This window comes from Kitasatospora sp. NPDC017646 (genome assembly GCF_044329365.1).
Taxonomy (GTDB): domain Bacteria; phylum Actinomycetota; class Actinomycetes; order Streptomycetales; family Streptomycetaceae; genus Kitasatospora.
In genome coordinates this window covers 31,815-55,085 of sequence record NZ_JBIRJC010000036.1, presented here as the reverse complement: position 1 = coordinate 55,085, position 23,271 = coordinate 31,815, and the positions used below count along the sequence as shown (strand labels likewise).

The following is a 23,271-nucleotide window of genomic DNA, read 5'->3' as shown; positions in this document are numbered from 1 at the left end:
ACTCAGGGGATGGCGGGGCGTTCGGGCCGGTAGACGGTCAGAGCGGCGGTGACCTTGGACAGGCGCAGCCGGTCGGGGGCGGGGAAGGCCTCGCCGTCGACGGCGAGATTCCGGACCTCGTGGAGATCGGTGAGGTCGAGGGCGGCCAGGCGTGCCTCGCGGTAGACGCGAGAGCTGCCGAGGGTGCCGGTGAGGAAGGCGAGCAGGAGGCGGGTGCGGGCGAAGGGGTGGCTGCCGTCGACGGCGCGGATGTCGAGCCGGCCGCCGTCCAGTGAGGTGCGGTGGGTGGGGGCGAAGCCGGGTGGGTCGTACGTGCCGTTGCCGGCGAAGAGCATCCAGAGCGTCCGGGGGACGCCGGAGACGGTCAGTCGTACGGGTTCGGCGCCGGACAGGACGCGGACGAGGGCGACGGCGAGGGCGGGCCACTTGCCCAGGCGCTTCTCCAGCTGTTCGCGGGCCCGGACGAGTTCGGGGTAGATCCCGATGCTGAAGGTGTTGAGGAACAGCTGCCGGTCGCCGTGGTCGCCGGTGGCCAGAGCGACGTCGACGGCGCAGGCGCTGCCGGCCCTGACGGCGTCGGCGGTGGTGCGCAGGCTGTGAGTTCCCAGGTCGACGGCGAAGTGGTTCAGTGTGCCGCCCGGGAACACCGCCAGCGGCAGGCCTTCCCGGGCGGCGACGGCCGCGGCCAGGTTGACGCTGCCGTCGCCGCCGCAGATGCCCAGCGCCCCGTCCGCCTTGACGGCGAGTGCCGCCGCCTGGTCCAGCAGCGCGGCCAGGTCGTCACTGTCCACGCACAACCGGATGTGGGCGTCGGGGAGTTCCCGGCGCAGTTCCTCGACGGACCGCTCGGGGCTGTCGGCCCCCATGAGGGCTCCGGAGCCCGAAGCGCCGTTGACGACGAGGTACAGGCCCGCGCCGGTGGGCAGGGCGGGCGCCTCGACCACGGGGGCGGCTGTGCTGGCCGGGTGGTCGCTGCGACGGGGCCACCAGCGCAGGGTGAGCGCGGCCGTCGCCGCTCCCAGAGCGGCCCCGGCCAGGACGTCGCCGGGGTAGTGGACACCGACGTAGACGCGCGAGGCCATCACCGCGGCGGCCACGGGAGCGGCGATGGCGCCCAGCAGCGGCGATTCGATGGCGAGGGCGGTGGCGAAGGCCGCGGCCGAGGCGGAGTGCCCGGAGGGGAAGGAACTGGTGACGGGGTGCTTGAGCAGCCGCCGTACGACGGGCACGGGGTCGAGGGCGGGGCGGGGCCGACGGGTGAGACCCTTGGCGGCGACGTTGGCGAGAGCGGAGGCGAGCAGGAGGGACCCGGCTCCGCGCAGGGCGGCCCGCCGGGCGGTCCGGTTGCCGGTGGCGCCCAGCAGCGCCGCGCCGGTCATCCACAGCTTGCCGTGGTCGGCGGCGCGGGTCAGGCGGGAAAGCCACGGGTCGGCGCCGCGCAAGCGGCGGGAGGCCACCCTGACGAACAGCCGGGCGTCGAGATCGTTCAGGGCTTTCCTCATGCGAAGCGGTCCTTCTGGTCGTGCGGGTGGCGGGTGGGGATCGCTGGGCTTGCCCGGCGGCACGTCGGGAACGGGCGTCGGCGGCGGGGCCCCTCGCGTCATGAGGGGCGACACGGTGGCTCAGCTGTCCGCCGGCGACGGGGAAGGGCCGCCGTCGCCTCGCCGCGCTCCGGGCGGGGGGAAGTCCACGCGGATCTCCTCGTCGGGCTTGTAGGCGGCGGCGGTGGCGTAGGAGGTGTAGGCCCGCCGGTCCGCGCGGGTCAGCGGGGCGTGGTCGGCGAAGGGCGCCGCGATGCCGCGGGGCCACAGCCGACGGGTTCGCACCGCCGCGCTCTCCGCGCAGACGACGAGGGTGAGCGCGCCGAGGTAGATCCAGGCCATCAGGCCGAGAACCATGCCGAACAGCCCGTACGTGGCCGTCGCCCCGCGCAGTTCGTGCCCCACGTAGTAGGTACCGACCAGCAGCAGCGCCTGCCAGGTCAGCGAAGCCGCCAGCGCTTCGGGCCACAGCAGGCGCGCCCGGAGCCGACTGTTGGTCAGGAGCTTGAAACCGGCCAGCAGCAGGGCGGTGCCGATCGCGACCGACAGCGGGACGGCGGCGATCCGTACGCACCGGTCGATCCAGGCGGGCCAGCCGTGTGCGGTGGCGGTGAGGGCGGCCAGGCCCGTGGAAGCCATGACCGCCGCGGCGAGGACGCCCAGCAGGGCGAGTCCGCGCAGGCGGGCGGTCAGCGCGTTCGGGCGGCTGTGCTGAGGAACGGCCCACACCGTGTTGAAGGCGTTCTGGAGCGCCTGCGCCACTCCCAGCGCGCCGTAGAGGCTGCCGGCGATGCCGACGGCGAGCGCGAAGCCGCTGCCCTGGAACGAACGGATGTTGTGCTCGATCTGGTCGCCGATCACCGGGAACTGGCTGAGGGCGGAATGCAGCACCTGCTGCTGCAACTGGGCATCGCCGTGCAGCGCGAATCCCAGCACGGCGACGAGGAGCAGCAGCATGGGGAACAGGGACAGGAAACCGTAGTAGGTGATCAGGGCGGCCATGTAGGTGCCCTGATCGTCGATGAACTTGTACACCACCGCGATCGTGAGACCCGCCCAGCGGTGCCGCCGCTGGTAGTCGTCGAGTCCGTCGAGCACGCTCATGGACCACCTGTTTCGGACGGAGTGCGGCTGCACGGGAACGTGTGCCCGGGCGAACGCGTCGGGCCGCGGGCCCCGGGTGTCGCCGCACCCGGGGCCGGGGACCGGGAGTTCAGCTGCGGCGCCGACGGGCCAGGAACGCCCCGAGGACGCAGGCCGCCGCTGCCGCCGCCGCGATGCGGGTGAGCGTCCGGGGGCCTGACGCCGGGTGCGCGCTTCCGTTCCCGGTCCCGCCCCGGCTCGCTCCCGCCAGGCGCCGTGCTCGGCTCAGAACCGGATCGGTGCTGCCCACCGCTTCCGCCGGCACTGTCCGGGCGACGCTCACCGTCCGTGCGGCCGCCCGCCGGGAACGGTCCGCGGCTGTCCTCGCCCAGCCGCGCGCCCGCTCCACCGCATCGCTCTCATGGACCCGGCCCAGTCGTGCCGCGATGGTCCGTGCGGTCCGGTGCAGTCCGGCCGTGGTGGCGAGGGCGGGAATTCCCACTGCCTCGTGGGCATCGGCGCGAGCGGATCCGTCCACTGCGCCGACTCCGGTGGTTGCTCCCCCGTGAGGGTTCATGGCGACCATCCTCCTGTTCTTCGACGGGTACTCCTGGCACGGCGTCTTCTCGGTGGCGACGGCGTTGCGCCGACGGGCGGGGGCGTCGGCGATCGCAGGAGGCTTCGCGGAGCACGCACTTCCGGCCGGTCGGCCGGCACGGCACCGGGAGTGCCTCCTGGAGGCGGTGTCGACGTCACCACCGGTACCAGCGGCGTCGGCCGCCGGCGTCGTCAACGGTGCGGACCACGAAGCCCAGCAGCCACACCGCCAGGACGAACAGCGCCACCCACCACAGCACCTTCACCGCGAATCCGAGACCGAAGAGCACGACGGCGAGCAGCAGTACGAGCAGAAGGGCACCCATGGGTCTGACATCTCCTTCGTCTGTCTACTGGGGACGTTCATGCTGGTGACCCGATCGGCGGGAAACATGCCTGCGAATCGGCCCGTGGATGCGGACAACTGCCGGCAGACCCGGCGCTTCCCCGCCGCCCCCGTCCGCGCGCGTCAGCAGCGGGCCCGGGCGTGGCGCGGTCGCTGACCGGCCTTCCCGGTCCCTCGCATGACGCTCCGTCGGGGTCTGCCGCGGTGGACGGACGAGGGAGCGGTCGCCGCCAGGACCATCGCCAGGGCGAGGGGAACCAGCATCAGCATCATGGACACGACCATCACGCCTCCCAGGGATCGTCGGGCACGCTCCGTTCTTCCCCCCGTCCTGCCCCGCATCGCGGTCGCCATGTCAGCCGCGCCCCTTCGCGCCCCCCGGCGGCGCGGCTCACGGCCCCGGGGCGCGGGAACGCGTGGTCCAGGCCGTACTCGATCCGGTCGAGCGCGCGACCGGGAGGCCGGCTGCGTTCATCCTTTCGGGAGAAGGGCACGATGGGGGCCCGTCGGGCCACGCCCGGACCCGATACTGCGAGCATGCCAACGTTCCACGCCAGTCATGTCACCTCGTCGCCGAAGAAGCCACGCGTCATCAGGCGTGCCGCGGCCGTCGCGTCCGCCCTGCTGCTCGGTGCCGGGCCTGCCCCGGCCGCCTCCGCCGCAACGCCCGGTCCGGGCACCCCGTACGCGGAGCAGCTCAGCGGGTACTGGACCGCGGCCCCGATGGCGGCCGCGCTGCCCGGCGACACCGGATCCCCCGCGTCGGCCGCGGCGGACGGGCCGCGGCCCGGTGAGTTCGTCCCTGCGAGCAGGAGCTTCGACGGCATGCCGCAGGCCGGCACGTTCTTCTGGACGGACGCCGACGGGGCGGGCCGCACCTGCAGCGGATCCGTGGTGCGCAGCCGCGGCCACGACCTGGTGCTGAGTGCGGGGCACTGCCTGGCGGGATCCGCCGGGGCCTCCGTCCGGCGACACCTGGGGTTCGTCCCGCAGTACCACGACGGGCTCACGCCGTTCGGCATCTTCCCGGTCAAGGACGACGGCGTCTACGTCTCGCAGGAGTACTACGACCGGGGTGAACACGCGGGGGCCGCGTACGATTTCGGGTTCGCGGTGACCGAGCCCAACCGGCACGGACAGCGGCTCCAGGACGCGGTCGGCGCCGTCGAGTTGCTCACCGGCTCCGGCTACGCCCACGCTCCGGTGCGGATGATCGGGTACCCGGCCGGCGCGCAGAAGCCACTGGAGTGCCTGAGCTGGACCACCCGGTGGGCCAGCGACGACCCCGCGGATCCGGGCACCTTCGAACGCATCGCGTGCGACGCCTTCGTGGGCGGGACGTCGGGCGGGCCCATGCTGGTGCCGTTTCCGGGCGGCTGGGCGGTGATCGGGGTCATCGGCGGCTACCACACCGGCGGCAACACCCCCCAGGTCTCCTACAGCGCCTACTTCGGCTCCGCCACCCGGGCCCTGTACGAAGCCGCGACCACCGGCGCACCCCCGCCGGGGCCGACCTCCTGAGACCCCGGTCCGGGACCTCGCGGGGCCAGCCGCCGACGGTCGTCGACGGCCGCCGGATCCGGTGGTCACCGCCGTGAGGACGACGACCGCGCCGCCGGGCGTGCTCCCCGACTCCGTCGCCCTGACCGGTGACCCGGGCCAGGTCGTCCCCATCGCCGACTTGTCCGCCCAGCAGAACGGCGTGCGCTTCGGCGCCGGCAGCGCCCAACGGGGCACGCCGGCCCACCCGCGCGGCGAACGCCCCCGGCCGTGCCGGTCCACCGCCGGACGGCGCGGGCCCCGTAGGGTCCTCTCCCAGGACACGCGGCCCGGCCGGTGCGCCCGGAGCGGGGCGCCGGAGGAGCGTCGGGCCGCGGGAAGCACGAACGGGAAGGGCTGGCACGTCACATGCAACAGCGCAGTCTGCGGGACCTCCAGGTGTCGGCCATCGGCCTCGGCTGCATGGGGATGTCCGCCTTCTACGGCACGGCCGACCAGGACGAGGGCGTCGCGACCATCCGACGCGCCCTGGAGCTGGGCATCACCTTCCTCGACACGGCGCAGGTCTACGGACCGCTCACCAACGAGTCCCTGGTCGGCGAGGCCGTCCGGGGACACCGTGACGAGTACGTGATCGCCACGAAGTTCAACTACCGGATGGACGGCGCGGTGCCGGGTGACATGTCGACGGTGGGCCGCCAGGACGGTTCCGCCGAGCACGTCCGCAGTTCCGTCCACGGTTCGCTCGCCCGGCTCGGCACCGACCGCATCGACCTGTACTACCAGCACCGGGTCGACCCGACCGTGCCCATCGAGGAGACCGTCGGCGCGCTCGGCGAACTGGTCGCCGAGGGCAAGGTGCGCTGTATCGGGCTGAGCGAGGCGAGCGCGGAGACCATCCGCCGCGCCCACGCCGTCCACCCGCTCACCGCCGTCCAGAGCGAGTACTCGCTCTGGACACGGGACGTGGAGGCCGAGGTGCTCCCCACCTGCCGGGAGCTCGGAATCGGCTTCGTGCCGTACTCCCCCCTCGGCCGCGGCTTCCTCGCGGGCCGCTTCAGCTCCCCGGACGAGCTCGACCAGGACGACTTCCGCCGCGGCAACCCGCGCTTCACCGAGGCCAACCTGGCCGCCAACCTCCGGCTCGCGGACAAGGTGAAGGAGATCGCCGCGGAGAAGGACGTCACCCCGGCCCAGCTGGCGATCGCCTGGGTCCTGGCCCGCGGCGAGGACCTCGTGCCGATCCCGGGCACCAAGCGCCGCACCTACCTGGAGCAGAACGCGGGCGCGGTCGACGTCGAGCTGACCGACCAGGACCTGGCGCGCATCGAGGCCGAGTTGCCCGAGGCGGCGGGCGAGCGCTACGACGAGGACGGGATGCGGGCGGTGAACCGCTAGCGGCCACCGGTGCTCGGAGCGGCGCCCTGACCGGGGCGCACCGCCACCGGCGGGCTCCGCGCACCATGGGTCAGACGGTCGCGGTGGTCGGGGCGTACGGGCACACCGGGCGGTTCGTGGTGGCGCAGCTGCGGGAGCGGGGCTTCCGCCCGGTGCTGGTCGGCCGGGACGCCGACAAGCGGGCGGCACTGGCGGCCGAGCACCACGGGAGCGAGGCGCGGCCGGCCTCGGTCGAGGACGCGGACTCGCTGGACCGCGCGCTGGCCGGCACCGACGCGGTGATCAACTGCGCGGGGCCGTTCGCCGGTACCGTCGCCCCGGTGATCGAGGCGGCGCTGCGCGCCGGGATCGGGCCGTTCCGATCAGACCTTCCTGGGTCGACGTGGTGGTGCGCTCCGGCGGCGAGCAGCGCCGGGCGGTGGCCGGGCGCCGGGACATCTACGCCGTCTCGGCGCCCCTGGCGGTGGAGGCGGTGCGCCGCGTCCTCGCCGGGCAGAGCCGGGCGGTCGGGGTCGTCGCCGCGGGCGAGGCATTCGACGCGATCGACTTCCTGCGGGCGCTCTCCGGCCACCTGGCCGTGGACCTGACCGTCTGAGGACGTGACCGACCGGGCCGGGGCGTGGCCGGGGGCGGTGGCCGCGGCGACCCGTTCGAGCTCACCGGCCACCGGTCCGGCCAGGGCCCGGCCCGCGGACGATCAGCCGACGTCGATGCCGGTCACCGCCGGAGTGCCGATGCTCACCGCCCCCTCCTCGTATCCGGCGGCGGCGAAAGCCCGCCGGGCCAGGACCAGCGCCGCCTCACCGGCAGCGGAGTGGTCGGGGGCGTCGACCTCCAGACGCAGCACGAAAGTCCCTTCCGGCTCGTCCAGGGTCAGGACGTCGAGATCGGGTACCTGTGCGCCGGCCTCCTCCGGATCCGCACCGTGCACGACGGCCAGCAGGGTGCGGCGCGCCGCCTCCTCCACCGGTCGCTGGACTGTCCCTGGAACCGTGATCACGTAGCTGCCCATGCCCTACGTGTCACCGGCGCGCGGCGTCGGAAACCTCCGTGACGACGACCGGACCGCCGCCGTCGAACCACCGCAACCGTCCCCGCCGGGACGGACCGCGTACCGGCGCGGCACCGCCGGTCCCCCGGGCAGGTCGACACCGTGACCGACTGGGCGACCGAGGTGCCCGGAGCGACGGAGCATGACCCTCTGTGGCTGGGCAGACCGCGGGAGACTTCCCGCGAGACATGCCCTCAGGGAATTCGACGGCGGATCCTCGGAGTGGGCTGAAACCTATGACGCCCCGTTGTTTACCGGACGGGCGCAGGGGTAGGCAGCCGGGCCGAGGAGCGGCTCTCCTACTGGAGAGGGCCGGGGCCGTTCAGGGACTCTTCCAGGGATATCGACCATGAACAACGCCAAGCTTGCCGCCGCTGTGGGCGCGGGCTACCTCCTCGGGCGCATGCACAAGGCCCGGTGGGCGCTGGCTCTCGCGGGCATGGCGGCGGGCAAACGTCTGAGTGCCAATCCCGGGGTTCTCCTCGGTGAGGTGCTGGAGTCGTCGCCGCAGCTTCGCCAGCTGGCCGGCGACGTGCGCGGGGAACTGACCAAGGCCGGGAAGAAGGCGGCCATCGCGGCAGCGAGCAGTCGGGTCAGCGCGCTGACCGACCAGTTGCAGCGGAGGACCGAGGACCTGCGGGCGGGAGCTGCTCGCGGCGACGAAACGGAGGAAGCGGAGGAACCGGAGTCTTCGGATGAGGAGCCGCTCGACGAAGAGCCCGAAGACGAGCAGGAGCAGGAACCGGAGCAGGAACCGGAGCAGGAGCAGGAGGACGACGGCGAGGAGAAACGGCGCCCGGCACGCTCCCGGCCCAGCGCGTCCCGTTCGACGGCATCACCGTCCACGCGCCGCTCGGGCGGGGAAGCAGCCTCCAGGGCAGCCCCCAAGCAGCGAGCGTCCGCCTCGTCGACGAAGGAAGCCGCCCCCTCACGCTCCCGTACGGTCGGCAGCGGCACGACGCGCAAGAGCGCCGCGTCCTCGGGACGGCCGGCGGGCAAGTCCGCTGCGCAGAAGGCCCCGGCGAAGAAGGCCGCCCCCGCGCGCAAGACGACGGCTGCGAAGAAGACGGCTTCTGCCACACCCCGTAAGGCCGCGGCCTCCTCGACCTCCGCTCGCAAGGGCACGGCGGCGTCGGCGGCCAAGAAGACCTCCGCGGCGCGCAAGACCACGAGCACGCGTGCCTCGTCGGCGCGGAAGCGGGGGTGAAGACGATGGCCGAGCAGACCAAGAACCAGGGCTCGCTGGGGCTGGGCGAACTCCTTGAGGCCCTACCCACCGACCGGTTGATGCAGCAGGCGCGTGACTTGATGACCGCTGCGGGGGAACGGGCAGTGTCGGCGGCGAGTGACAAGGTCGCCGAGACCACCGATCGGCTCATCGACTATGCCGAGAACGGCGCCGGCTCGTCGGGAGGCAGCAGTGACGGCGGGGGCGGGGGCGGCGGGAAGTCTCCGATGCGGATGCTGCTGGGGGCGGGCGCCGCAGGGGTGAAGCAGATGGTCAGCAACAAACTCACCGGTGGCGGAGGCGGTGGTGGAGGCAAGGGCGGCAAGCTCAAGGTGACCAACATCGTCGAGGAGATCGAGGTCGGGGTCCCCGTACAGGTGGCCTACAACCAGTGGACGCAGTTCCAGGACTTCCCCCGTTTCACCAAAAGGCTGGAGAAGGTGGAGCAGGAGTCGGACGAGAAGATCTCCTGGAAAGCCGGGATCTTCCTCTCCCACCGCACCTGGGAGTCGACGATCATCAAGCAGGTGCCGGACGAGTTGATCGTCTGGCGCTCCAAGGGGCAGAAGGGGCACGTCGACGGCGCGGTCACCTTCCACGAGCTGACCCCTAACCTCACCAAGATCCTCGTGGTGCTCGAGTACCACCCGCAGGGCCTGTTCGAGCGCACGGGCAATCTGTGGCGGGCCCAGGGTCGGCGGACCCGTCTGGAGCTCAAGCACTTCCGCCGGCACGTGATGACCCAGACCATCCTCGATCCGGACGCGGTGGAGGGCTGGCGCGGGGAGATCCGCGACGGTGACGTCGTGAAGTCCCATGAGGACGCCCTCGAGGACGAGCGCGACGAGGGCGACGAGGGCGAATACGACGAGGAGGACGAGCAGGAGCCGCGAGCCGAGGACGAGGAGAACGAGGAGCCTGGCGAGGGGGACGACGAGGAGTCCGAACCGTACGACGAGGACGAGTACGAGGACGAGGACGAGGAGGAACCGGAGGACGAGTACGAGGACGAGGAGGAACCGGAGGACGGCTCCGAGGACGAGGAGGAGACCGAGGGCGAGCTGCAGGAGGACGACGAGGAAGACGAGGAAGAGGGACCGGAGGACTCCGAGGGCGACTACGGCGATGAGGAGTACGAGGAGGAGGACGCCGAGGACGAGTACGAGGATGAGGACGAGGACGAGGACGAGGAGTCCGGCCCGTCGGACGCCGACGAGCGGACCGCCCCACGACGCCGCAGACGCACTCCGGCACGGGTACGGTGATCGGCCATGACCGTCGCCCCGCGCCCCAGCCACTACCTGGACCGGCCGTCGTCGAGCGGTCTGGTCGACGTCATCGACCTGATCCTCGACAAGGGCCTGGTCATCGACATCTACATCCGCGTCTCCCTGGTCGGCATCGAGCTGCTGACGATCGACGCACGCATCGTGGTCGCCAGCGTCGACACCTACCTGCGCTTCGCCGAGGCGGTCAACCGCCTGGACCTGAAGGAGGACAAGAGCGAGGGGCTGCCCGAACTGATGCAGGACATGAGCCAGGGCGGGGCCCGACACAAGACGAAAGGCGCGCTCGAGGGGGTCAAGGAAACGGTCGGCGAAGTCATCGACCGGGTCAAGGGTGACGAGGAGGAGCCCGAGCCCCGGGAGCGGCCCCGGTCCCGCTCGCGCACCCAGCACAGGGAGCGCGAGTGATGAACAGCCCGACTCCCACCAACCCGGCCTGTTACGTCTACGGGATCGTGACGGCGGACGCCGACCCCTCCACCCTGGAGGGGATCGGCGAACCACCAGCCCGCGTGACGCTGGTGCGCCACCGGGGCATCGCGGCACTCGTCAGCGACCTGGTGGTCAACGGTCCGCTGGGCACCGCGGCCGACCTGCGGGGCCACGCCCGCGTCCTGGACACCCTGGCCGCCCGCGGCGCCGTGCTGCCGCTGCGCTTCGGTGCGGTGGTCCGCGACGTCGAAGCCGTGGCCGACGAACTGCTCGCCTCCCACGAGGAGGAGTTCCTGAACGCGCTGGAGGAGCTGCGCGACACCGCCCAGTTCACGCTGCGCGCCGCCTACCGGCAGGAGCGGATCCTGCGGGACGTGCTCGCCGACCGCGAGGACATCGCCCGGCTGCGCGAGGACGTCGCCGCCCTCCCCGAGGAGGCCGCCTACTACGAGCGGGTCCGCCTCGGCGAGATGATCGCGAGGGAGATCGCCACCCGTCGCGAGGCCGACACCGCCCTCGCCCTGGAACGCCTGGAGCCGCTCGCCGTAACCGTCAGTGCCGCACCGGCCTCCGAAGCGGTCGGCGACCAGGCGGTCAGCGCCTCCTTCCTCGTCGCCAAGGCCGACTGGGAGGCGTTCGAGGCCGCCGCGGAAGACCTCGCCCGTGACTTGGCGCATCGCGCCACCGTGCGGCTGCTCGGTCCGCTCGCACCCTACGACTTCGCCGGCGACGTCGTGGCCGAAGCCCGGCCAGCGGAGAGGTGAGCGCGGTCATGGGACTGATCACCGGACTGCTCACCCTTCCGCTGGCCCCCGTGCGCGGAGTCGTGTGGGTGGCGGAACGGCTCCACGAGCAGGCCCGCCGGGAGCTGACCGACCCGGCCGTCATCCGCGCCCAGCTGGCAGAGGTGGAAGCCGCCCGGGAGAGCGGCACCATCAGCGCCGAGGAGGCCGCAGAGCAGGAGGAGGAGCTCGTGCGGCGCCTGTGGCAGGCAAAGGACGCCGCCGGGGGCCTGGAGGTGTAGACCGTGCCCGAACACGAGCCGCGGCCCCGCCGCCGTGCGGCGCCCGGGGAACCCGACGGGCCCGCGCCGCGCCGCGCCGCCGCACGCACCGATCCCGGCCGGCCCCGGCGGCGTCCCCCGCCGCCCCCCGACGAGGAGGACACGGCTACGGCCCGACGGCACCGCCCCCCACCCGAGACACCGCCGCGCACCGCACGCCGCCGCCCGCCCGAACCCCAGGACGACAACGGCCGGGACGAGGACGCTTCGACTCCGTCACCACGCCGGAGCACGAACCCCGAGCGCCGGAGCACCGGCCCTGAACGTCGGGCCGGAGAAGCACCCACGGCCCGTCGCCGGTCCCAGCCGGAACGGCTCCCGGCCCGCAGCGCCGCCGTGAGGGCGGCCGCCTGCGTCGAGGACCTCACCGGGCGCAGCGCGGAGGGCATCACCTCGCTCGACCGCACCGAGGACGGCTGGGAGGTGGGCGTGGAGGTCCTGGAGGCCCGGCGCATCCCCGATTCCACCGACATCCTGGCCGTCTACCAGGTCGTGCTGGACCCCGAGGGCGAACTGGTCTCCTACCGCAGGGACCGCCGGTACTACCGCGGACGGACGAACGAGGAGCTGTCATGAGCGAGTTGAGCGGCTACGGCGGCGCCGGTCCGCTGTCGCACCTGCCGAGGACGTCCGCGGCACCGCAGTCCGCGAACTTGGCCGACCTGCTCGAACGAGTACTGGACAAGGGCATCGTCATCGCCGGGGACATCCGGATCAACCTCCTCGACATCGAGTTGCTCACGATCAAGATCCGCCTGCTCATCGCCTCCGTCGACCGGGCCCGCGAGATGGGCATCGACTGGTGGGAGCACGACCCGAGTCTCTCCTCCGGCCAGCGGGACCTCGCCGCCGAGAACCGGCTCCTGCGCGAGCGCCTGGGCCAGCTCGAAGCCTCCCACGGTGCCATCGCCCCTGCGGGCACCGCCGACGAACGAAGCACCACCGACGCGCGAAGCACCGCCGCTACGCGAAGCACCGCCGACGAGCGCGAAGCCGACACCCCGCCCGCCCGCAGAACCACCCGCACCCGGCGCACCTCCCGAAGCGACCCCTCATGAGCACCCAGCCGCCCACCAACACCTGGCTATACGCCATCACCGGAGCCGGCCGCACCGTACCGCCCGGTCTGACCGGCGTGGCCGGCGAAGTGCCACACGTCATCACCGGACCGGACCTGAGCGCACTGGCGGGTGCGGTGCCCCGCTCGGACTTCGACGAGAAGCCCCTGCGGGCGCGCCTGGAAGACGCCGCCTGGCTGGAACACGCAGTCCGCGCGCACCACCACGTCGTCGACACTCTCGCCCGTACCACCCCGGTGCTGCCGTTGCGCTTCGCCACCCTCTACCGCGACGACCAGCGGGCCGCCGCCATGCTCGAGGAAAACCGCGACGAGCTGCTCGCCTCGCTCCGGCGCACCGCCGACCACGTCGAATGGGGCGTCAAGGCCTACCTGGCGCCCGGCGCTCCGCAGCCCGATGCCGGCCCCGCAGGCGGCGGACCGCAGCAGGATCCGGCGCAACGGCCGGGCACCGCCTACCTCCTGCGCCGCCAGAACCGGCGCCGCCTGGAGGAACAGATCCTCCGACAGGCCACGGACGACGCCGTGGACGTCCACACCGCGCTCGCCCAATCGGCCGTCGAGGCCGTGCGCCATCCGCTCCAGCCGCCCCAGGCAGCCGGCTCCGCCGAGCCGATGGTCCTCAACGGCGCGTACCTCGTCGAGCGCACCCGCACGGCGGCCTTCCACGAGGCCGTCAGCGCGCTGTCCGCCCGCTTCCCCGGCCTGCACCTGGAGACCACCGGTCCCTGGCCGCCGTACTCCTTCACCGCGACCGCCCACCACGAGGACGAGCCGCCATGACCACCAGCCCCCGGGCCTCCGTCCTGCCCGACCTGTCGCCCACCGTGCCCGAGCGGCACGTCGCCCTGGTCGACCTGCTCGACCGCCTGCTGGCCGGCGGCGTGGTCATCGCCGGCGAGGTCACCCTGTCCATCGCCGACATCGACCTGGTCCGCATCAGCCTGCGCGCCATGATCGCCTCCGTGCGCGCCGCCATCGAACCCGCTGACCCGGAGCCCCCCGACCACGGAGAACCGACGTGAGCTCGCCCGATCCCCCACCCCGCGCGGCGACACCTGCCGATCCCCCCACCACGCACCCGCCCGCGCCGGCAGCCGAGCACTCCGCCGGGAAACCGGACACGAACGGCCGGCCGGCCACCAACCGCCGTGTGCCGCTGGAACCCGAGACCGTCGCCCGCGATCTCACCTGCCTGGTCCTGGCCCTGGTCGAGCTGGTCCACCAGCTCATGGAACGCCAGGCCCTGCGCCGCATCGAGCAGGGAGACCTCGACGAGGACCGGATCGAAGCGCTCGGCCTCACCCTGATGGCCCTGGAACAGCGCATCGACGAACTGCGGGAGCACTTCGGCCTCACCCCCGACGACCTCAACCTCGACCTCGGCCCGCTCGGCCCTCTGCTCGCACCTGACTGACCCGTGCCGGCGCGCGCGGCCCAGGACCACACGAACCCGCAGGCCACACGCATCAAAACCGCCATGCAGGGCACACGCCGAAGTGAAGAACCGACTCCGTGAAAGGAGTGAGGCACCGTGACCGCCGGCAAGAAGGCCAAGCACACCGCAACCGCGGCCAAGGGCAAGATCGAGGAAGCCACCGGCAAGTCGGTCGGCAACGAACGGCTCATCGCCAAGGGCAAGGCGGACCAGGTCAGGGGCGCCGCCTCACAAGCCGGCCAGAAGACCAAGGACGCCGTGAAGGATGTAACCGGCCACTGACGAACAATCCGCCAGACCTGCCCGCCCGTCGTTCTTGTCCCTGCCGGCGGGCGGACAGTCGCCTGCCCGCCCTCGGCGCCCGTCAGCCGGACGCCGTCAGCCGGACGCCGTCAGGCGGAAGCCAGGCGACGCCTTGACGGCGACATCAGTCGTCGTCGTGGTGGCAGTACTCGCCGCGTTTGATGCTGGTGGGGTCGGTGGCGGTGTGGGCGGTGGGGTCGCCGCCTCCCGTGACGGTGGCGCGGTTGGTGAGCCGGTGGTGTTCGTCGCAGTCGCAGGAGACCGTGACGTGCAGGGTGATGGGCGGATAGCTGCTCCCGGCGGGCAGGACGTCGTTGCGGGTGCAGGTGAGGATGTCGCGGGTGCAGGTCCAGCCAGGGCCGCTGATGTCACGCACCCTCAGCCCTGAGGGAAGGGTGTCGTAGACGGTGACGGTGGTGCCGTCGGTCGCGCCGGGCCCGTTGTTGTCGACGGTGATGGTGTAGGTGCCCTGGCCGCCCTGGACGAATTTCTCGTTGTGGGTCTGGGTGATGGCCTGGGTGGGTGTGACCACCGTGTAGGAGATGGTCACCTGGCCGTTGTGGTTCGCCGTCCCGATCGTCGAGGCCGTGTAGGTCGTCCCGGTGCCTGACGGGACGGCGAGACTGCTGCCACCCCCACCCCCGCCACCACCGGCGCGGCCGAGACCGCTGCTGCCGTGGGTGGAAGCCCCGCCCCCGCCGCCCCCGAAGTATCCTCCGCCTCCGCCTCCCCCGGCTCCGGCGGCCACGCAGTTGCCACCGGTGTTGTTGCCGCCGGTGCCGCCGGCGCCGACCGTGGCGCCGGTGAAGCCGAAGGTGATCGACGGGTCGGTACCTCGTGCCTGCGCCGGGGCGGCGGCCGGCACGACCCCGGCGGGTGTGGCGGTCGCAGGGGTCAGTGCGGTGCTCAGTGCGGCGCGCATCCTGAAACGGGTCCGTGCGTTCCGGCACGAGGAACGACGCCCGGGCCGCACTCCGGCCAACCTCCCGTCGACAAGGTTCAGTTGACTGCCTCGGCCGCCGGTACCAGATCGCCGCCACTCTCGGCCCCCGGTGACGGCGAGACAGAACGCCGACCCCGCGCGCCGACCCGTCCGCGTGGAGACGCCGCCCCGGCGGCGCATCGCCAGCCTTCCGGCGTGCCGCCGGGCGGTCAGCCGATGCCGAGCACCCGGCCGGTGAAGTCCGCGAGCCTGGAACGGAGTTCCTCCCGGGTGGTGTGCTTCTCACCGGCCAGGTGCTCAACCAGGTCGGCCCGGGTGGCCGCCAGGAGGGCGTGGGCGGTGAAGTCGCTCCCGGCCGCAGCCGGGGTCCGCTCCAGCAGGCCCCTGAGCATCGCGTGCCACCGGTCGTAGTACTCGGTCCGGTACGGGCTGTCGGCCCCGGTCCCCTCCAGCGCCAGCGCGAGGTGGCGGTTGTCGAACTTGAAGCACAGCAGGGCGTCGAGCAGGGCCGGGACCCGCTCCAGGGGAGGGGTGGCCGGCCCCAGCGGCGGCGGGCCCTGCTCGACGGCGTCCATGAGAGGCGCCAGGCGCGTCCCGTAGAGCGCGCGGATCAGGCCGGTGCGGTCACCGAAGGCACGGAAGAGCGTGCCCTTTCCCACGCCGGCCGCCGCGGCGATGTCGGACATGGTGACGTCCTCGGGACTACGGGAGGCGGCGAAGAGCGTGTCTGCGGCCGCGAGGGCGGCCACCCGGTTGCGGACCGCGTCCTTCCGGGGCTTCCGTCCCGCGGGGGCGTCGGGTACGTCCGCCGGCTCGGATGCGGCGGGTTCGGGCTCGAGTGCGGGTGTGGGCATGGGGGATTGCCTCCGGTTGCGATACGGACCAGCGGTCCGTATCTTCCATTGAAGCGGACCGCTGGTCCGCATCGTACTGGACGGAGACACCCATGCCCGAAAACCCTTCACCCACGGCGTTGTTCCGCCACGGTCTCCGGCTGCTGCTGGCCGGGGACACATCCGCGTGGGTCGGCCTGTGGGCCGAGGACGGCGTCATGGAGTTCCCGTTCGCCCCGCCCGGCTGGCCGCGGCGACTGGACGGGCGGGAGGCCGTCGCCGCCTACATGCGCGACTACCCTGACCACATCGAGCTGCACGACTTCCCCGACCTGCGGTTCCACCGGACCACCGACCCCGAAACCGTCGTCGTGGAGATGCGCGGGGTGGGCCGGCTCGTCCGGACCGGAGCCCCCTTCGACATGACCTACATCGCCGTCGTGACCGTACGGAACGGGCGTTTCACCTCCTACCGCGACTACTGGAACCCCCTCACCGTCCAGCAGCCGGGCCTCGACTTCGCCGGGAGCGCCGTCCGATGACCGACGCCACCATCCTGGTCACCGGCGCCACCGGAACGACCGGCAGTCGAACCGCCGCGCGGCTGCTCGCCGCCGGGCACCGCGTCCGGGCCGCGAGCCGGCGCTCCACCGCAGCGGCCACCGGTGCGGATCCGGTGCGCTTCGACTGGTACGACCCCACCACCTTCGACGACGCCCTGTCCGGGGCGGACCGCGTGTACCTCGTCCCGCCCGTCGGCGAGCCCGACCCCGCCGCGGTCATGCTGCCGTTCCTGCGAAGCGCCCGCGCGGCCGGGGTGCGCCGCGCGGTGCTCCTCAGCTCCTCGGCCGTGCCCGAGGGCGGACCGGCCGTGGGCGCGGTGCACCAGGCCCTGCCGGGACTCTTCGACGAGTGGGCCGTCCTGCGGCCCTCCTGGTTCATGCAGAACTTCACCGGCGATCACCTGCACGCCCGCAGCATCCGTGAGGACGGCACGATCCTCACCGCGACCGGATCCGGCCGGATCGGCTTCGTCGACGCGGACGACATCGCCGCCGTCGCCGTGCACGCCCTCACCGACGACCCCGCACCCGACCGCGACCTGATCCTGACCGGCCCGGCCGCACTCACCCACGACGAGATCGCCGTCATCGTCTCGGAGGTCACCGGCCGGCCCGCGATCCACCGGCACCTGACGCACCAGGAGTTGTACGACCGCCTGGCCGCCCTGATGCCCGCCGGGTTCGCCGGCCTCCTGGCAGACATGGACCGCGCCCTCGCCGAGGGCGCCGAGGACCGGACCACCGACACCGTTCACCACGTCACCGGCCGCCCGCCCCACGGTTTCCGAGAGGTCGCCGAACGAGAACTGCGCCGCCGCTGACACACGGCCGCCCCGGGCCACCGTCCGGCCGGCCAGCCGATGTGCCGGCGCCTTCGTCATGATTCGTCATGATTCGTCATGAACCCGTCCATCCGGTGTGGTGCAGCCAGTTCCTCGAAGGTCATCAAGTCGGGGTGCAGGCGGCGCAGGAGGGCGGTGTCCCGGTCCCGGGTGTAGAGGTCACGGTCGGCGAAGCACCGGAACATCGTTGCGTAGTCGTGACCGAAGTCGGTGACGGCGGCGCGCAGTTCGTCGTGCGGCATCGGGATGTAGGTGCTGGGGGTGCCCGTGACCCGAGCGAAGGCGGCGGCGATCTCGTCGCCGGTGAGGCTGTCGCCGATCACCGCGAGGTCGCGTGCGCCCCAGGACTGCCAGTTGTCGAACATGTGGCACGCGAACCAGGCGATGTCGTCGAGGGCGACGAGCGGGTAGTGGGCGGCGCCGAAGGGGAGCCTGAAGGTCAGGCCCCCCCGGCCGTTGGGTCGGGGGGTGAGTCGGTCCCGCAGGAAGCCGATCGCCGTGCTGACGGAGTGGGCTCACGAGCACGGGGCGGCGGTGGTGGGATTCCAGGAGTCCAGGACGCCGTAGGGACGCAGGAGGACGGCGGCGTGGGCAGCACCGCCAGGTCGAGGCCCAGCTCTTCGAACAGCCCCGGCGCGACGCGCGGAGCGGGTCCTCGCTGCCCCAGCCAGGCCGTCGGGCGTTCCGGTTGCGGGCCCGATCACGGCAATCGATAGTGGACACGGTGGCCGTACGGCCCGCGCCGGTGTGCGGGGCCGAGCCACCGGCCCTTGTGCCGTTGGTTGTTCTGGTCTGACAACAACGGCAGGGCCCCGGCAGGGAGCCACTTCGCCCCGCCACCGAGGCGGCGAGCACGGCTGGCGGATCCGCTCCGATCGCGGCACGCCCCTCCCCTTGCGCCGGCAACCCTTCGTGGTCGACACCGGCAGTGCAGGCTGCACGTGAGACCGTCTCCCCCTCCCGGAATCGCGAGAGGAGCACTCTTATGATCAAGAATACTCTGGCACGACTCCTGACGGCGTCGGTTCTTGTGGCCGGGGGCGTGATGCTGCTCCCCGACCCCGCGGTCGCACAGACAGGCTTCCACGTCGTCAACATGGCAACGGGCAAGTGCGCGACCCCCGCTGGAGGGGTGTCCACCGACAACAACGTCACCCTCGTTCAGTACAACTGCGACAACGACTCCTCGCGGCACTGGTACCTGAGCAACTGGAGCAACAACACCTTCCAGCTCGTCAACGCGAAGACGGGCAAGTGTGCGACCGTCGCCGGAGGGGTGTCCACCGACAACAACGTCACCCTCGTTCAGTACAACTGCGACAACGACTCCTCGCGGCGCTGGCGCCTGAGCAACAGGAACGGCAGCTCCTACCAGTTCGTCAACGCGAAGACGGGCAAGTGTGCGACCGTCGCCGGAGGGATCTCCGCCGACAACAACGTCACCCTCGTTCAGTACACCTGCGACAACGACCTTTCGCGCCGCTGGCAGCTGGGGTAACAAGCCGCGGGACGGGGCCTCTGGCGGAACTCGGGTCTGTGCAAGACCTGGGACTGCCAGTAGGCCCTGTTTCGCTGTCCTACGCCCTTGCGAGCAGGACCCGCCGGTCCGCCGTCTCGATCACAGCCTCCGGGTGATCGACGTTGCCGAAGGTGTGGTCGTAGTGGTGGTGGGTGTCGATCACCGTGGTGCACCGCGCACCGAGCTCGGGGCTGATCCAGCGGCGGAACACGCCGCTGAACGGCGGGCACTTGGGATCGACGACGAGCACCTGCCCCTTCGACTCGACCACCAGGGAGTGCCGACCGTCCTCGACCAGGGAGGTCGTGCCCACCGCCGGTCACGGCGCGCCCGCCGAGCAAGCGCCGACCCCCGGGGCCTGAGAGCTTCCGATTCCACACCGCACCGGCCCACTCGACCGCCGTGCCCTCACCGAAGCCGCTGCCGGCGATGACGACCACACACCGATGCCCGTGAAAACCAGATGCTTCGGCAGGCACCGGGCGGGTGGCGTGCGGACCATGTCGAGTCCTGAGTCGGACAAGGTGGGGGCTTTCGGTCACGCCGTCAGCCCCCTGAACCACTGAGCTCTCGTCGCGGTGGCGCTGCTCATCGCATTCCCCTTCTTAACTGCCATCACGGCCGGCCGGAGCGAGGTGCTCCGATGACACGTGCGAACGCCCCCTCGGGCGTCGAGGGGCGCGAAGGCTCGGGGAACGCTGCCGCGCGGCGGGCTGACCGGGCCCGTCCGGCACCGGCGTGCCCCGTCTCGCGTGGCAGGCAGGGACGCCGGCCGGAGCGGCGCTCTGCCTGCCACGCTCTGCCTAACGGCCTTCCCAGTGCCTGGGACGTGACGCCGTCACGTGGTCGCGGCCATGCGCGGGTCGTGAGCGTAGAGGGGGTTGTCGTCCCGCTCGTACTGGGACAGGGCCAGTCCCATGCAGAAGAACGTCGGCGCCCACTCTCCGACGAAAATGCCCCACCGGTCGGCGCGCTCCACCCCGGCCGGCTCGGCCTTCACCGACACCATCCAGGACAGGAACGACAGCCCGATCGAGGCCACGCCGGCCAGGTAGGCATGCTCCGACCGCACACCGGCCTCGTGCAGCTTCTTCATGATCATGATGCGACTCCCTTCAAACGCGTACCGACCCCGGCGGCTGCCCCACCGACACCGTCGTGAACCCGCATCCGGCCGCGAATCACACGCCGACGGTGGCGCTTCGCGGCCACGGCCTGTCCGGCAGCCGCCAGATCGTGAAGTCCGGGACGGCGCCCTCACGGCCCGACCCCGACCGGACCCCAGGTGGGGCAGTCGGCCCAGCAGGATTCCTGCCCGGGAGTGCATCGCCGAGAGGGGGTGCCGCTCCTCCGCCCGACCGCCGTCGCGCTGTGCCCCGGTGTGTGCGGTCAGCCCGCGGTACGGACGGCCGTGTACGCCGGCAAGTAGGTGCCCGCGGCCGGCGCCCGAACGCTCGTGTCGGCCAGCCGGGCGCACCGGCTACTGCCGCGGCCCGGATCGGCGCACGCTGGCCTCATGAGCCCCCGAGGACCTGCGCAGGTGAAGCTGACCCATGTCGAGCCGATGCTGGCGACGGCGGGCCGGCTGCCGTCCGGCCCCGGGTGGAAAGGAGAGATCAGATGGGACGGGGCCAGATGCATCGCCTACGTCCCTGAGGCCGCGCCGGTGCGGTTGGTCGGCGGCCGGGGCGCCGACTTGACCGAGCGGTTCCCGGAGGTCGCCGAGGCGCTCACCGCGGTGCGCGGGCCGCTGGTCCTGGACGGAGAGCTGGTGGTGGTGCGCGGCGGCGCTCTCTCGTCCTCGGCGCTGCAGGACCGCATCCACCGCACCCGCCCGGTGGCGGTGCGCGCCGGCACGGAGGCTGCACCGGCGTTGTACATCGGCTTCGACCTGCTCCGCCTCGGTGACCGGTCGCTGGTCGCCGAGCCGTGGGTGCGGCGGCGTGAGCTGCTGGAGGGCCTGGAGCTGGACCGCCCGGGCCTTCGGGTGCCGCCGGTCTGGGACTCGGTCGCCGAGGCGTACGGGTGGACGAGGGAGCACCGGTTGGAGGGTGTGATCGCCAAGCGCGCCGACTCCCGGTACGTCCCGGGGGCGTGCTCTCGGGACTGGATCGAGATCAAGAACTTGCGGATCGCGGACGTCGTGATCGGCGGGTGGCTGCCCGGCGGCACGTCGGTGCGGGCCCTCCTGGTCGGCGTTCCCGCCATGCCCGGCGGCCGCCTGCTGTTCGTCGGCTCGGTCGGCAGCGGCATGACCGGAGCCGAACGGCGCGCCCTGGCCGCCGCGCTGCGTCGCCTCGCCGTTCCCGTGTCGCCGTTCACCGCAGGCAGCGGCGGGTTGGGGTTGCCACTCGGAACCGAGGTTCGGTTCGCGCGCCCCGAACTGCGGGCCGAGGTCGAATACCTCGAAGTGACGCAGGCGGGCCGCCTGCGGCATCCGGTGTGGAGGAGGCTTCGCGGTTGAGACGTCGCGGTGGGAGGCTGTGACCGGTCGAGACGGGCCTGCCCCCGTGGCGGCCGCGCAGCGCTCAGCGCAGTTGAGGAGCATGCCCGGCCCCCGCTCGGCGAGCGGGCGGGGCCGGGATCCCCTGCGACCGCCGACAGCCCGGCAGGCAGCTCAGGCTTCGATGTTCTCCAGGTCGTCGAGCAGGCCCGGGCGCGTCGGCTCCCAGCCGAGGGCGGTGCGGGTGTGACCGCTGGATGCGGGCTGGTCGGTCGCGAAGATCGGGCCGAGGGGACCGAAACTCTCCTGCGGCACCGGCTTGACCGGAAGGTGAAGCCGCCGCCCGATGACCGCGGCGATGTCGCGTACCGCATCACCTTCGTCGGCGACGGCGTGCCACGAGCTTCCGGCCGGAGCCTTCTCCAGCGCGAGCCGGAACAGGACGGCGGCGTCGAGCGCGTGGACGGCGGGCCAGCGCTGCGCGCCGTCCCCGGGGTAGCCGGCGACGCCGGAGCGGCGGGCGACGTCGGCGAGCAGCCCGGCGAACCCGCCCTGGCCCCGGTTGTGGACGGTGCGCGGCAGCCGTACCGCCGAGCTGCGCACGCCGTGTGGGGCGAGTGCCAGTACGCGGTTCACCGACCGGCTGCGTCCGCCGACGGGTCCGTCCACTGGCAACGGGTCTTCCTCGGTCGATGCGCGTCCTGCCGCGTGGGGCGTGCCGGACACGGTGACGAGCGGCCGGTCCGTGCCGACGAGGGTGTCACCGAGCGTCGCGAGCGCGGCGCCCTCTTCGGCGACGCCTCGCGCGAGTGCGTCGGGCGAGCTGAAGTCGTTGCTGAAGGCGAGGTGGATGACGCCGTCTGCCTGCTCCGCGCCGGTTCGCAGCACGTGGAGGTCGGTGAGACCTCCGCGGACCACGTCGGCGCCGGCGGCCCGGGCGCGGGCCACGGAGGCGTCGGAGCGAGCGAGAGCGGTGACGGAATGGCCCGCGGTGAGCAGTTCGGCGACGACGGCGGAGCCGATCAGGCCGGTTCCGCCGGTGATGAAGACGCGCATGGCAGCTCCAGGAGAGTGATGCGACATGTGTCCCGTCACTGTACACCGCGATGCGACTGGTGTCGCATCATCTAGGATGGTCGTCATGCCGAGATGGAAGCCCGATGCGAAGCAGCGCCTGGTCGTGGCCGCGCTCAACCTGTTCGCCGAACAGGGCTATGACGACACGACGGTCACGCAGATCGCTGAGCGCGCCGGGCTCACCCGGAGCACCTTCTTCCGCCACTTCGCGGACAAGCGGGAGATCCTCACCGCGGGACAGTCGACGCTCAGCCGCCTGCTGGCCGAGGGCATCGACGCCGCCCCCGCGGACGCGACACCGTTGACAGCCGTCGCGGCCGGCCTGGAACGTGCATCGGGCGAGATGACGTCGTTCAACCGCGAGCTCAGCCCGCTGCTGCACGCGGCGATCGAGGCGAACGAGGAGCTGCAGAGGCGTGATGCGCTGAAGAGCATCGGCATGGCCGCGGCGATGGTCGACGCGTTGAGGCGACGGGATGTCCCGGAATCCGCGGCGCAGGTGGCCGCCGGACTCGGCGTGCTCGCGTTCAGACTCGGGTACATCCGGTGGGCGGACCCCAGTCGCGACGAGGACCCCGGCGAGCTGGCGACCCTCACGCGAGCCGCGTTCGACGAACTCCGCGCGGCAGCCGCGGAACTTCGCTAGCGGCAGCCGCCGAGCCGACATCGGGCTGCCGTCCTCAGCCCCGCGTCACGGCCGACAGCGC

28 protein-coding genes and 1 pseudogene are annotated in these 23,271 nt (G+C 72.4%); 19 read left to right on the top strand and 10 right to left on the bottom strand.

Annotation, left to right across the window (positions count from 1 at the left end):
* Window positions 1-2: 2 nt before the first annotated feature.
* The 3 genes from ACH4J0_RS34260 to ACH4J0_RS34250 all read right to left on the bottom strand — a co-directional run bounded on the left by ACH4J0_RS34260 (window position 3) and on the right by ACH4J0_RS34250 (window position 3,547).
* The gene (locus ACH4J0_RS34260) at window positions 3-1,502 is read right to left on the bottom strand and encodes a bifunctional phosphatase PAP2/diacylglycerol kinase family protein (protein WP_396244950.1); all 1,500 of its coding nucleotides are present in this window, start codon (window positions 1,500-1,502) and stop codon (window positions 3-5) included.
* Between the two features lie 120 nt (window positions 1,503-1,622).
* The gene (locus tag ACH4J0_RS34255; protein WP_396244949.1) at window positions 1,623-2,645 is read right to left on the bottom strand and encodes a YihY/virulence factor BrkB family protein; all 1,023 of its coding nucleotides are present in this window, start codon (window positions 2,643-2,645) and stop codon (window positions 1,623-1,625) included.
* Window positions 2,646-3,376: 731 nt separating this feature from the next.
* Entirely contained in the window at window positions 3,377-3,547 is a 171-nt protein-coding gene (locus ACH4J0_RS34250; RefSeq protein WP_030279177.1) for a hypothetical protein, read from the bottom strand.
* Between the two features lie 557 nt (window positions 3,548-4,104).
* Between ACH4J0_RS34250 and ACH4J0_RS34245 the strand changes: the two genes are divergently transcribed.
* The 3 genes and pseudogenes from ACH4J0_RS34245 to ACH4J0_RS34235 all read left to right on the top strand — a co-directional run bounded on the left by ACH4J0_RS34245 (window position 4,105) and on the right by ACH4J0_RS34235 (window position 7,060).
* A complete protein-coding gene (locus ACH4J0_RS34245; RefSeq protein ID WP_396244948.1) occupies window positions 4,105-5,088 on the top strand; it encodes a trypsin-like serine peptidase in 984 nt (327 codons plus the stop codon).
* Between the two features lie 387 nt (window positions 5,089-5,475).
* Window positions 5,476-6,465, top strand: coding sequence for an aldo/keto reductase (locus ACH4J0_RS34240; RefSeq protein ID WP_396244946.1), 990 nt, complete (start codon window positions 5,476-5,478; stop codon window positions 6,463-6,465).
* Between the two features lie 65 nt (window positions 6,466-6,530).
* Window positions 6,531-7,060: pseudogene (locus tag ACH4J0_RS34235) on the top strand (NAD(P)H-binding protein).
* Window positions 7,061-7,162: 102 nt separating this feature from the next.
* Here ACH4J0_RS34235 and ACH4J0_RS34230 read toward each other — a convergent pair.
* Window positions 7,163-7,477, bottom strand: coding sequence for a hypothetical protein (locus ACH4J0_RS34230; protein WP_396244945.1), 315 nt, complete (start codon window positions 7,475-7,477; stop codon window positions 7,163-7,165).
* A 388-nt stretch (window positions 7,478-7,865) separates the two neighbouring features.
* Between ACH4J0_RS34230 and ACH4J0_RS34225 the strand changes: the two genes are divergently transcribed.
* The 11 genes from ACH4J0_RS34225 (at window position 7,866) to ACH4J0_RS34175 (ending at window position 14,323) form a co-directional block, all read left to right on the top strand.
* The gene (locus ACH4J0_RS34225) at window positions 7,866-8,723 is read left to right on the top strand and encodes a hypothetical protein (protein ID WP_396244943.1); all 858 of its coding nucleotides are present in this window, start codon (window positions 7,866-7,868) and stop codon (window positions 8,721-8,723) included.
* Between the two features lie 5 nt (window positions 8,724-8,728).
* Window positions 8,729-10,009, top strand: coding sequence for an SRPBCC family protein (locus ACH4J0_RS34220; protein ID WP_396244941.1), 1,281 nt, complete (start codon window positions 8,729-8,731; stop codon window positions 10,007-10,009).
* Window positions 10,010-10,015: 6 nt separating this feature from the next.
* A complete protein-coding gene (gene gvpJ / locus ACH4J0_RS34215; RefSeq protein ID WP_396244940.1) occupies window positions 10,016-10,438 on the top strand; it encodes a gas vesicle protein GvpJ in 423 nt (140 codons plus the stop codon).
* Window positions 10,438-11,226, top strand: coding sequence for a GvpL/GvpF family gas vesicle protein (locus ACH4J0_RS34210; protein WP_396244939.1), 789 nt, complete (start codon window positions 10,438-10,440; stop codon window positions 11,224-11,226). Before gvpJ ends, ACH4J0_RS34210 begins: the two co-directional genes overlap by 1 nt.
* An 8-nt stretch (window positions 11,227-11,234) precedes the next feature.
* Window positions 11,235-11,486, top strand: a complete 252-nt coding sequence (gene ccmI, locus ACH4J0_RS34205; RefSeq protein WP_396244938.1) for a c-type cytochrome biogenesis protein CcmI — start codon at window positions 11,235-11,237, stop codon at window positions 11,484-11,486.
* A gap of 3 nt (window positions 11,487-11,489) precedes the next feature.
* On the top strand, window positions 11,490-12,101 hold the full coding sequence (gvpO, locus tag ACH4J0_RS34200) for a gas vesicle protein GvpO (RefSeq protein ID WP_396244936.1): 612 nt from the start codon (window positions 11,490-11,492) through the stop codon (window positions 12,099-12,101).
* Window positions 12,098-12,583, top strand: coding sequence for a gas vesicle protein (locus ACH4J0_RS34195; protein WP_396244935.1), 486 nt, complete (start codon window positions 12,098-12,100; stop codon window positions 12,581-12,583). The genes gvpO and ACH4J0_RS34195 overlap by 4 nt, the downstream gene beginning before the upstream one ends.
* The gene (locus ACH4J0_RS34190) at window positions 12,580-13,386 is read left to right on the top strand and encodes a GvpL/GvpF family gas vesicle protein (protein WP_396244934.1); all 807 of its coding nucleotides are present in this window, start codon (window positions 12,580-12,582) and stop codon (window positions 13,384-13,386) included. The genes ACH4J0_RS34195 and ACH4J0_RS34190 overlap by 4 nt, the downstream gene beginning before the upstream one ends.
* Complete coding sequence (locus tag ACH4J0_RS34185; RefSeq protein WP_396244932.1) at window positions 13,383-13,628, top strand: gas vesicle protein; 246 nt, start codon at window positions 13,383-13,385, stop codon at window positions 13,626-13,628. The genes ACH4J0_RS34190 and ACH4J0_RS34185 overlap by 4 nt, the downstream gene beginning before the upstream one ends.
* A gap of 128 nt (window positions 13,629-13,756) precedes the next feature.
* Window positions 13,757-14,020: a gas vesicle protein K gene (locus ACH4J0_RS34180; RefSeq protein ID WP_396244931.1), complete on the top strand. Its 264-nt coding sequence runs from the start codon at window positions 13,757-13,759 to the stop codon at window positions 14,018-14,020.
* A gap of 117 nt (window positions 14,021-14,137) precedes the next feature.
* The gene (locus ACH4J0_RS34175) at window positions 14,138-14,323 is read left to right on the top strand and encodes a CsbD family protein (protein WP_396244930.1); all 186 of its coding nucleotides are present in this window, start codon (window positions 14,138-14,140) and stop codon (window positions 14,321-14,323) included.
* Window positions 14,324-14,468: 145 nt separating this feature from the next.
* Here the strand turns inward: ACH4J0_RS34175 and ACH4J0_RS34170 are convergent, their stop codons facing one another.
* Both ACH4J0_RS34170 and ACH4J0_RS34165 read right to left on the bottom strand, forming a co-directional pair.
* Window positions 14,469-15,266 carry a hypothetical protein gene (locus ACH4J0_RS34170; protein ID WP_396244929.1) on the bottom strand — a complete coding sequence of 266 codons (798 nt, stop codon included), beginning with the start codon at window positions 15,264-15,266 and terminating at the stop codon, window positions 14,469-14,471.
* A gap of 230 nt (window positions 15,267-15,496) precedes the next feature.
* Window positions 15,497-16,141, bottom strand: a complete 645-nt coding sequence (locus ACH4J0_RS34165) for a TetR/AcrR family transcriptional regulator (RefSeq protein WP_396244928.1) — start codon at window positions 16,139-16,141, stop codon at window positions 15,497-15,499.
* 92 nt (window positions 16,142-16,233) lie between these two features.
* On the opposite strand from ACH4J0_RS34165, the gene ACH4J0_RS34160 reads away from it, so the two are divergent.
* Together ACH4J0_RS34160 and ACH4J0_RS34155 are read left to right on the top strand one after the other, a co-directional pair.
* Window positions 16,234-16,662, top strand: coding sequence for a nuclear transport factor 2 family protein (locus ACH4J0_RS34160; RefSeq protein WP_396244927.1), 429 nt, complete (start codon window positions 16,234-16,236; stop codon window positions 16,660-16,662).
* Window positions 16,659-17,504 (top strand): NAD(P)H-binding protein, encoded by an 846-nt coding sequence (locus ACH4J0_RS34155; protein ID WP_396244926.1) that lies wholly within the window; start codon window positions 16,659-16,661, stop codon window positions 17,502-17,504. Before ACH4J0_RS34160 ends, ACH4J0_RS34155 begins: the two co-directional genes overlap by 4 nt.
* Window positions 17,505-17,560: 56 nt before the next feature.
* On the opposite strand, the gene ACH4J0_RS34150 is transcribed toward ACH4J0_RS34155, so the two are convergent.
* Window positions 17,561-17,911: a hypothetical protein gene (locus ACH4J0_RS34150; protein ID WP_396244970.1), complete on the bottom strand. Its 351-nt coding sequence runs from the start codon at window positions 17,909-17,911 to the stop codon at window positions 17,561-17,563.
* A 599-nt stretch (window positions 17,912-18,510) separates the two neighbouring features.
* Here ACH4J0_RS34150 and ACH4J0_RS34145 point away from each other — a divergent pair.
* Window positions 18,511-19,023: an RICIN domain-containing protein gene (locus tag ACH4J0_RS34145; protein ID WP_396244924.1), complete on the top strand. Its 513-nt coding sequence runs from the start codon at window positions 18,511-18,513 to the stop codon at window positions 19,021-19,023.
* Window positions 19,024-19,102: 79 nt separating this feature from the next.
* Here ACH4J0_RS34145 and ACH4J0_RS34140 read toward each other — a convergent pair whose 3' ends face one another.
* Window positions 19,103-19,357: an MBL fold metallo-hydrolase gene (locus ACH4J0_RS34140; RefSeq protein ID WP_396244923.1), complete on the bottom strand. Its 255-nt coding sequence runs from the start codon at window positions 19,355-19,357 to the stop codon at window positions 19,103-19,105.
* Between the two features lie 525 nt (window positions 19,358-19,882).
* On the bottom strand, window positions 19,883-20,146 hold the full coding sequence (locus tag ACH4J0_RS34135; RefSeq protein ID WP_396244920.1) for a hypothetical protein: 264 nt from the start codon (window positions 20,144-20,146) through the stop codon (window positions 19,883-19,885).
* 438 nt (window positions 20,147-20,584) lie between these two features.
* Here ACH4J0_RS34135 and ACH4J0_RS34130 point away from each other — a divergent pair, with 438 nt between their 5' ends.
* Complete coding sequence (locus tag ACH4J0_RS34130; protein WP_396244918.1) at window positions 20,585-21,508, top strand: ATP-dependent DNA ligase; 924 nt, start codon at window positions 20,585-20,587, stop codon at window positions 21,506-21,508.
* 153 nt (window positions 21,509-21,661) lie between these two features.
* On the opposite strand, the gene ACH4J0_RS34125 is transcribed toward ACH4J0_RS34130, so the two are convergent.
* The gene (locus ACH4J0_RS34125) at window positions 21,662-22,543 is read right to left on the bottom strand and encodes an SDR family oxidoreductase (RefSeq protein WP_396244916.1); all 882 of its coding nucleotides are present in this window, start codon (window positions 22,541-22,543) and stop codon (window positions 21,662-21,664) included.
* An 85-nt stretch (window positions 22,544-22,628) separates the two neighbouring features.
* Between ACH4J0_RS34125 and ACH4J0_RS34120 the strand changes: the two genes are divergently transcribed.
* The gene (locus ACH4J0_RS34120) at window positions 22,629-23,210 is read left to right on the top strand and encodes a TetR/AcrR family transcriptional regulator (protein WP_396244914.1); all 582 of its coding nucleotides are present in this window, start codon (window positions 22,629-22,631) and stop codon (window positions 23,208-23,210) included.
* Window positions 23,211-23,271 lie beyond the last annotated feature (61 nt).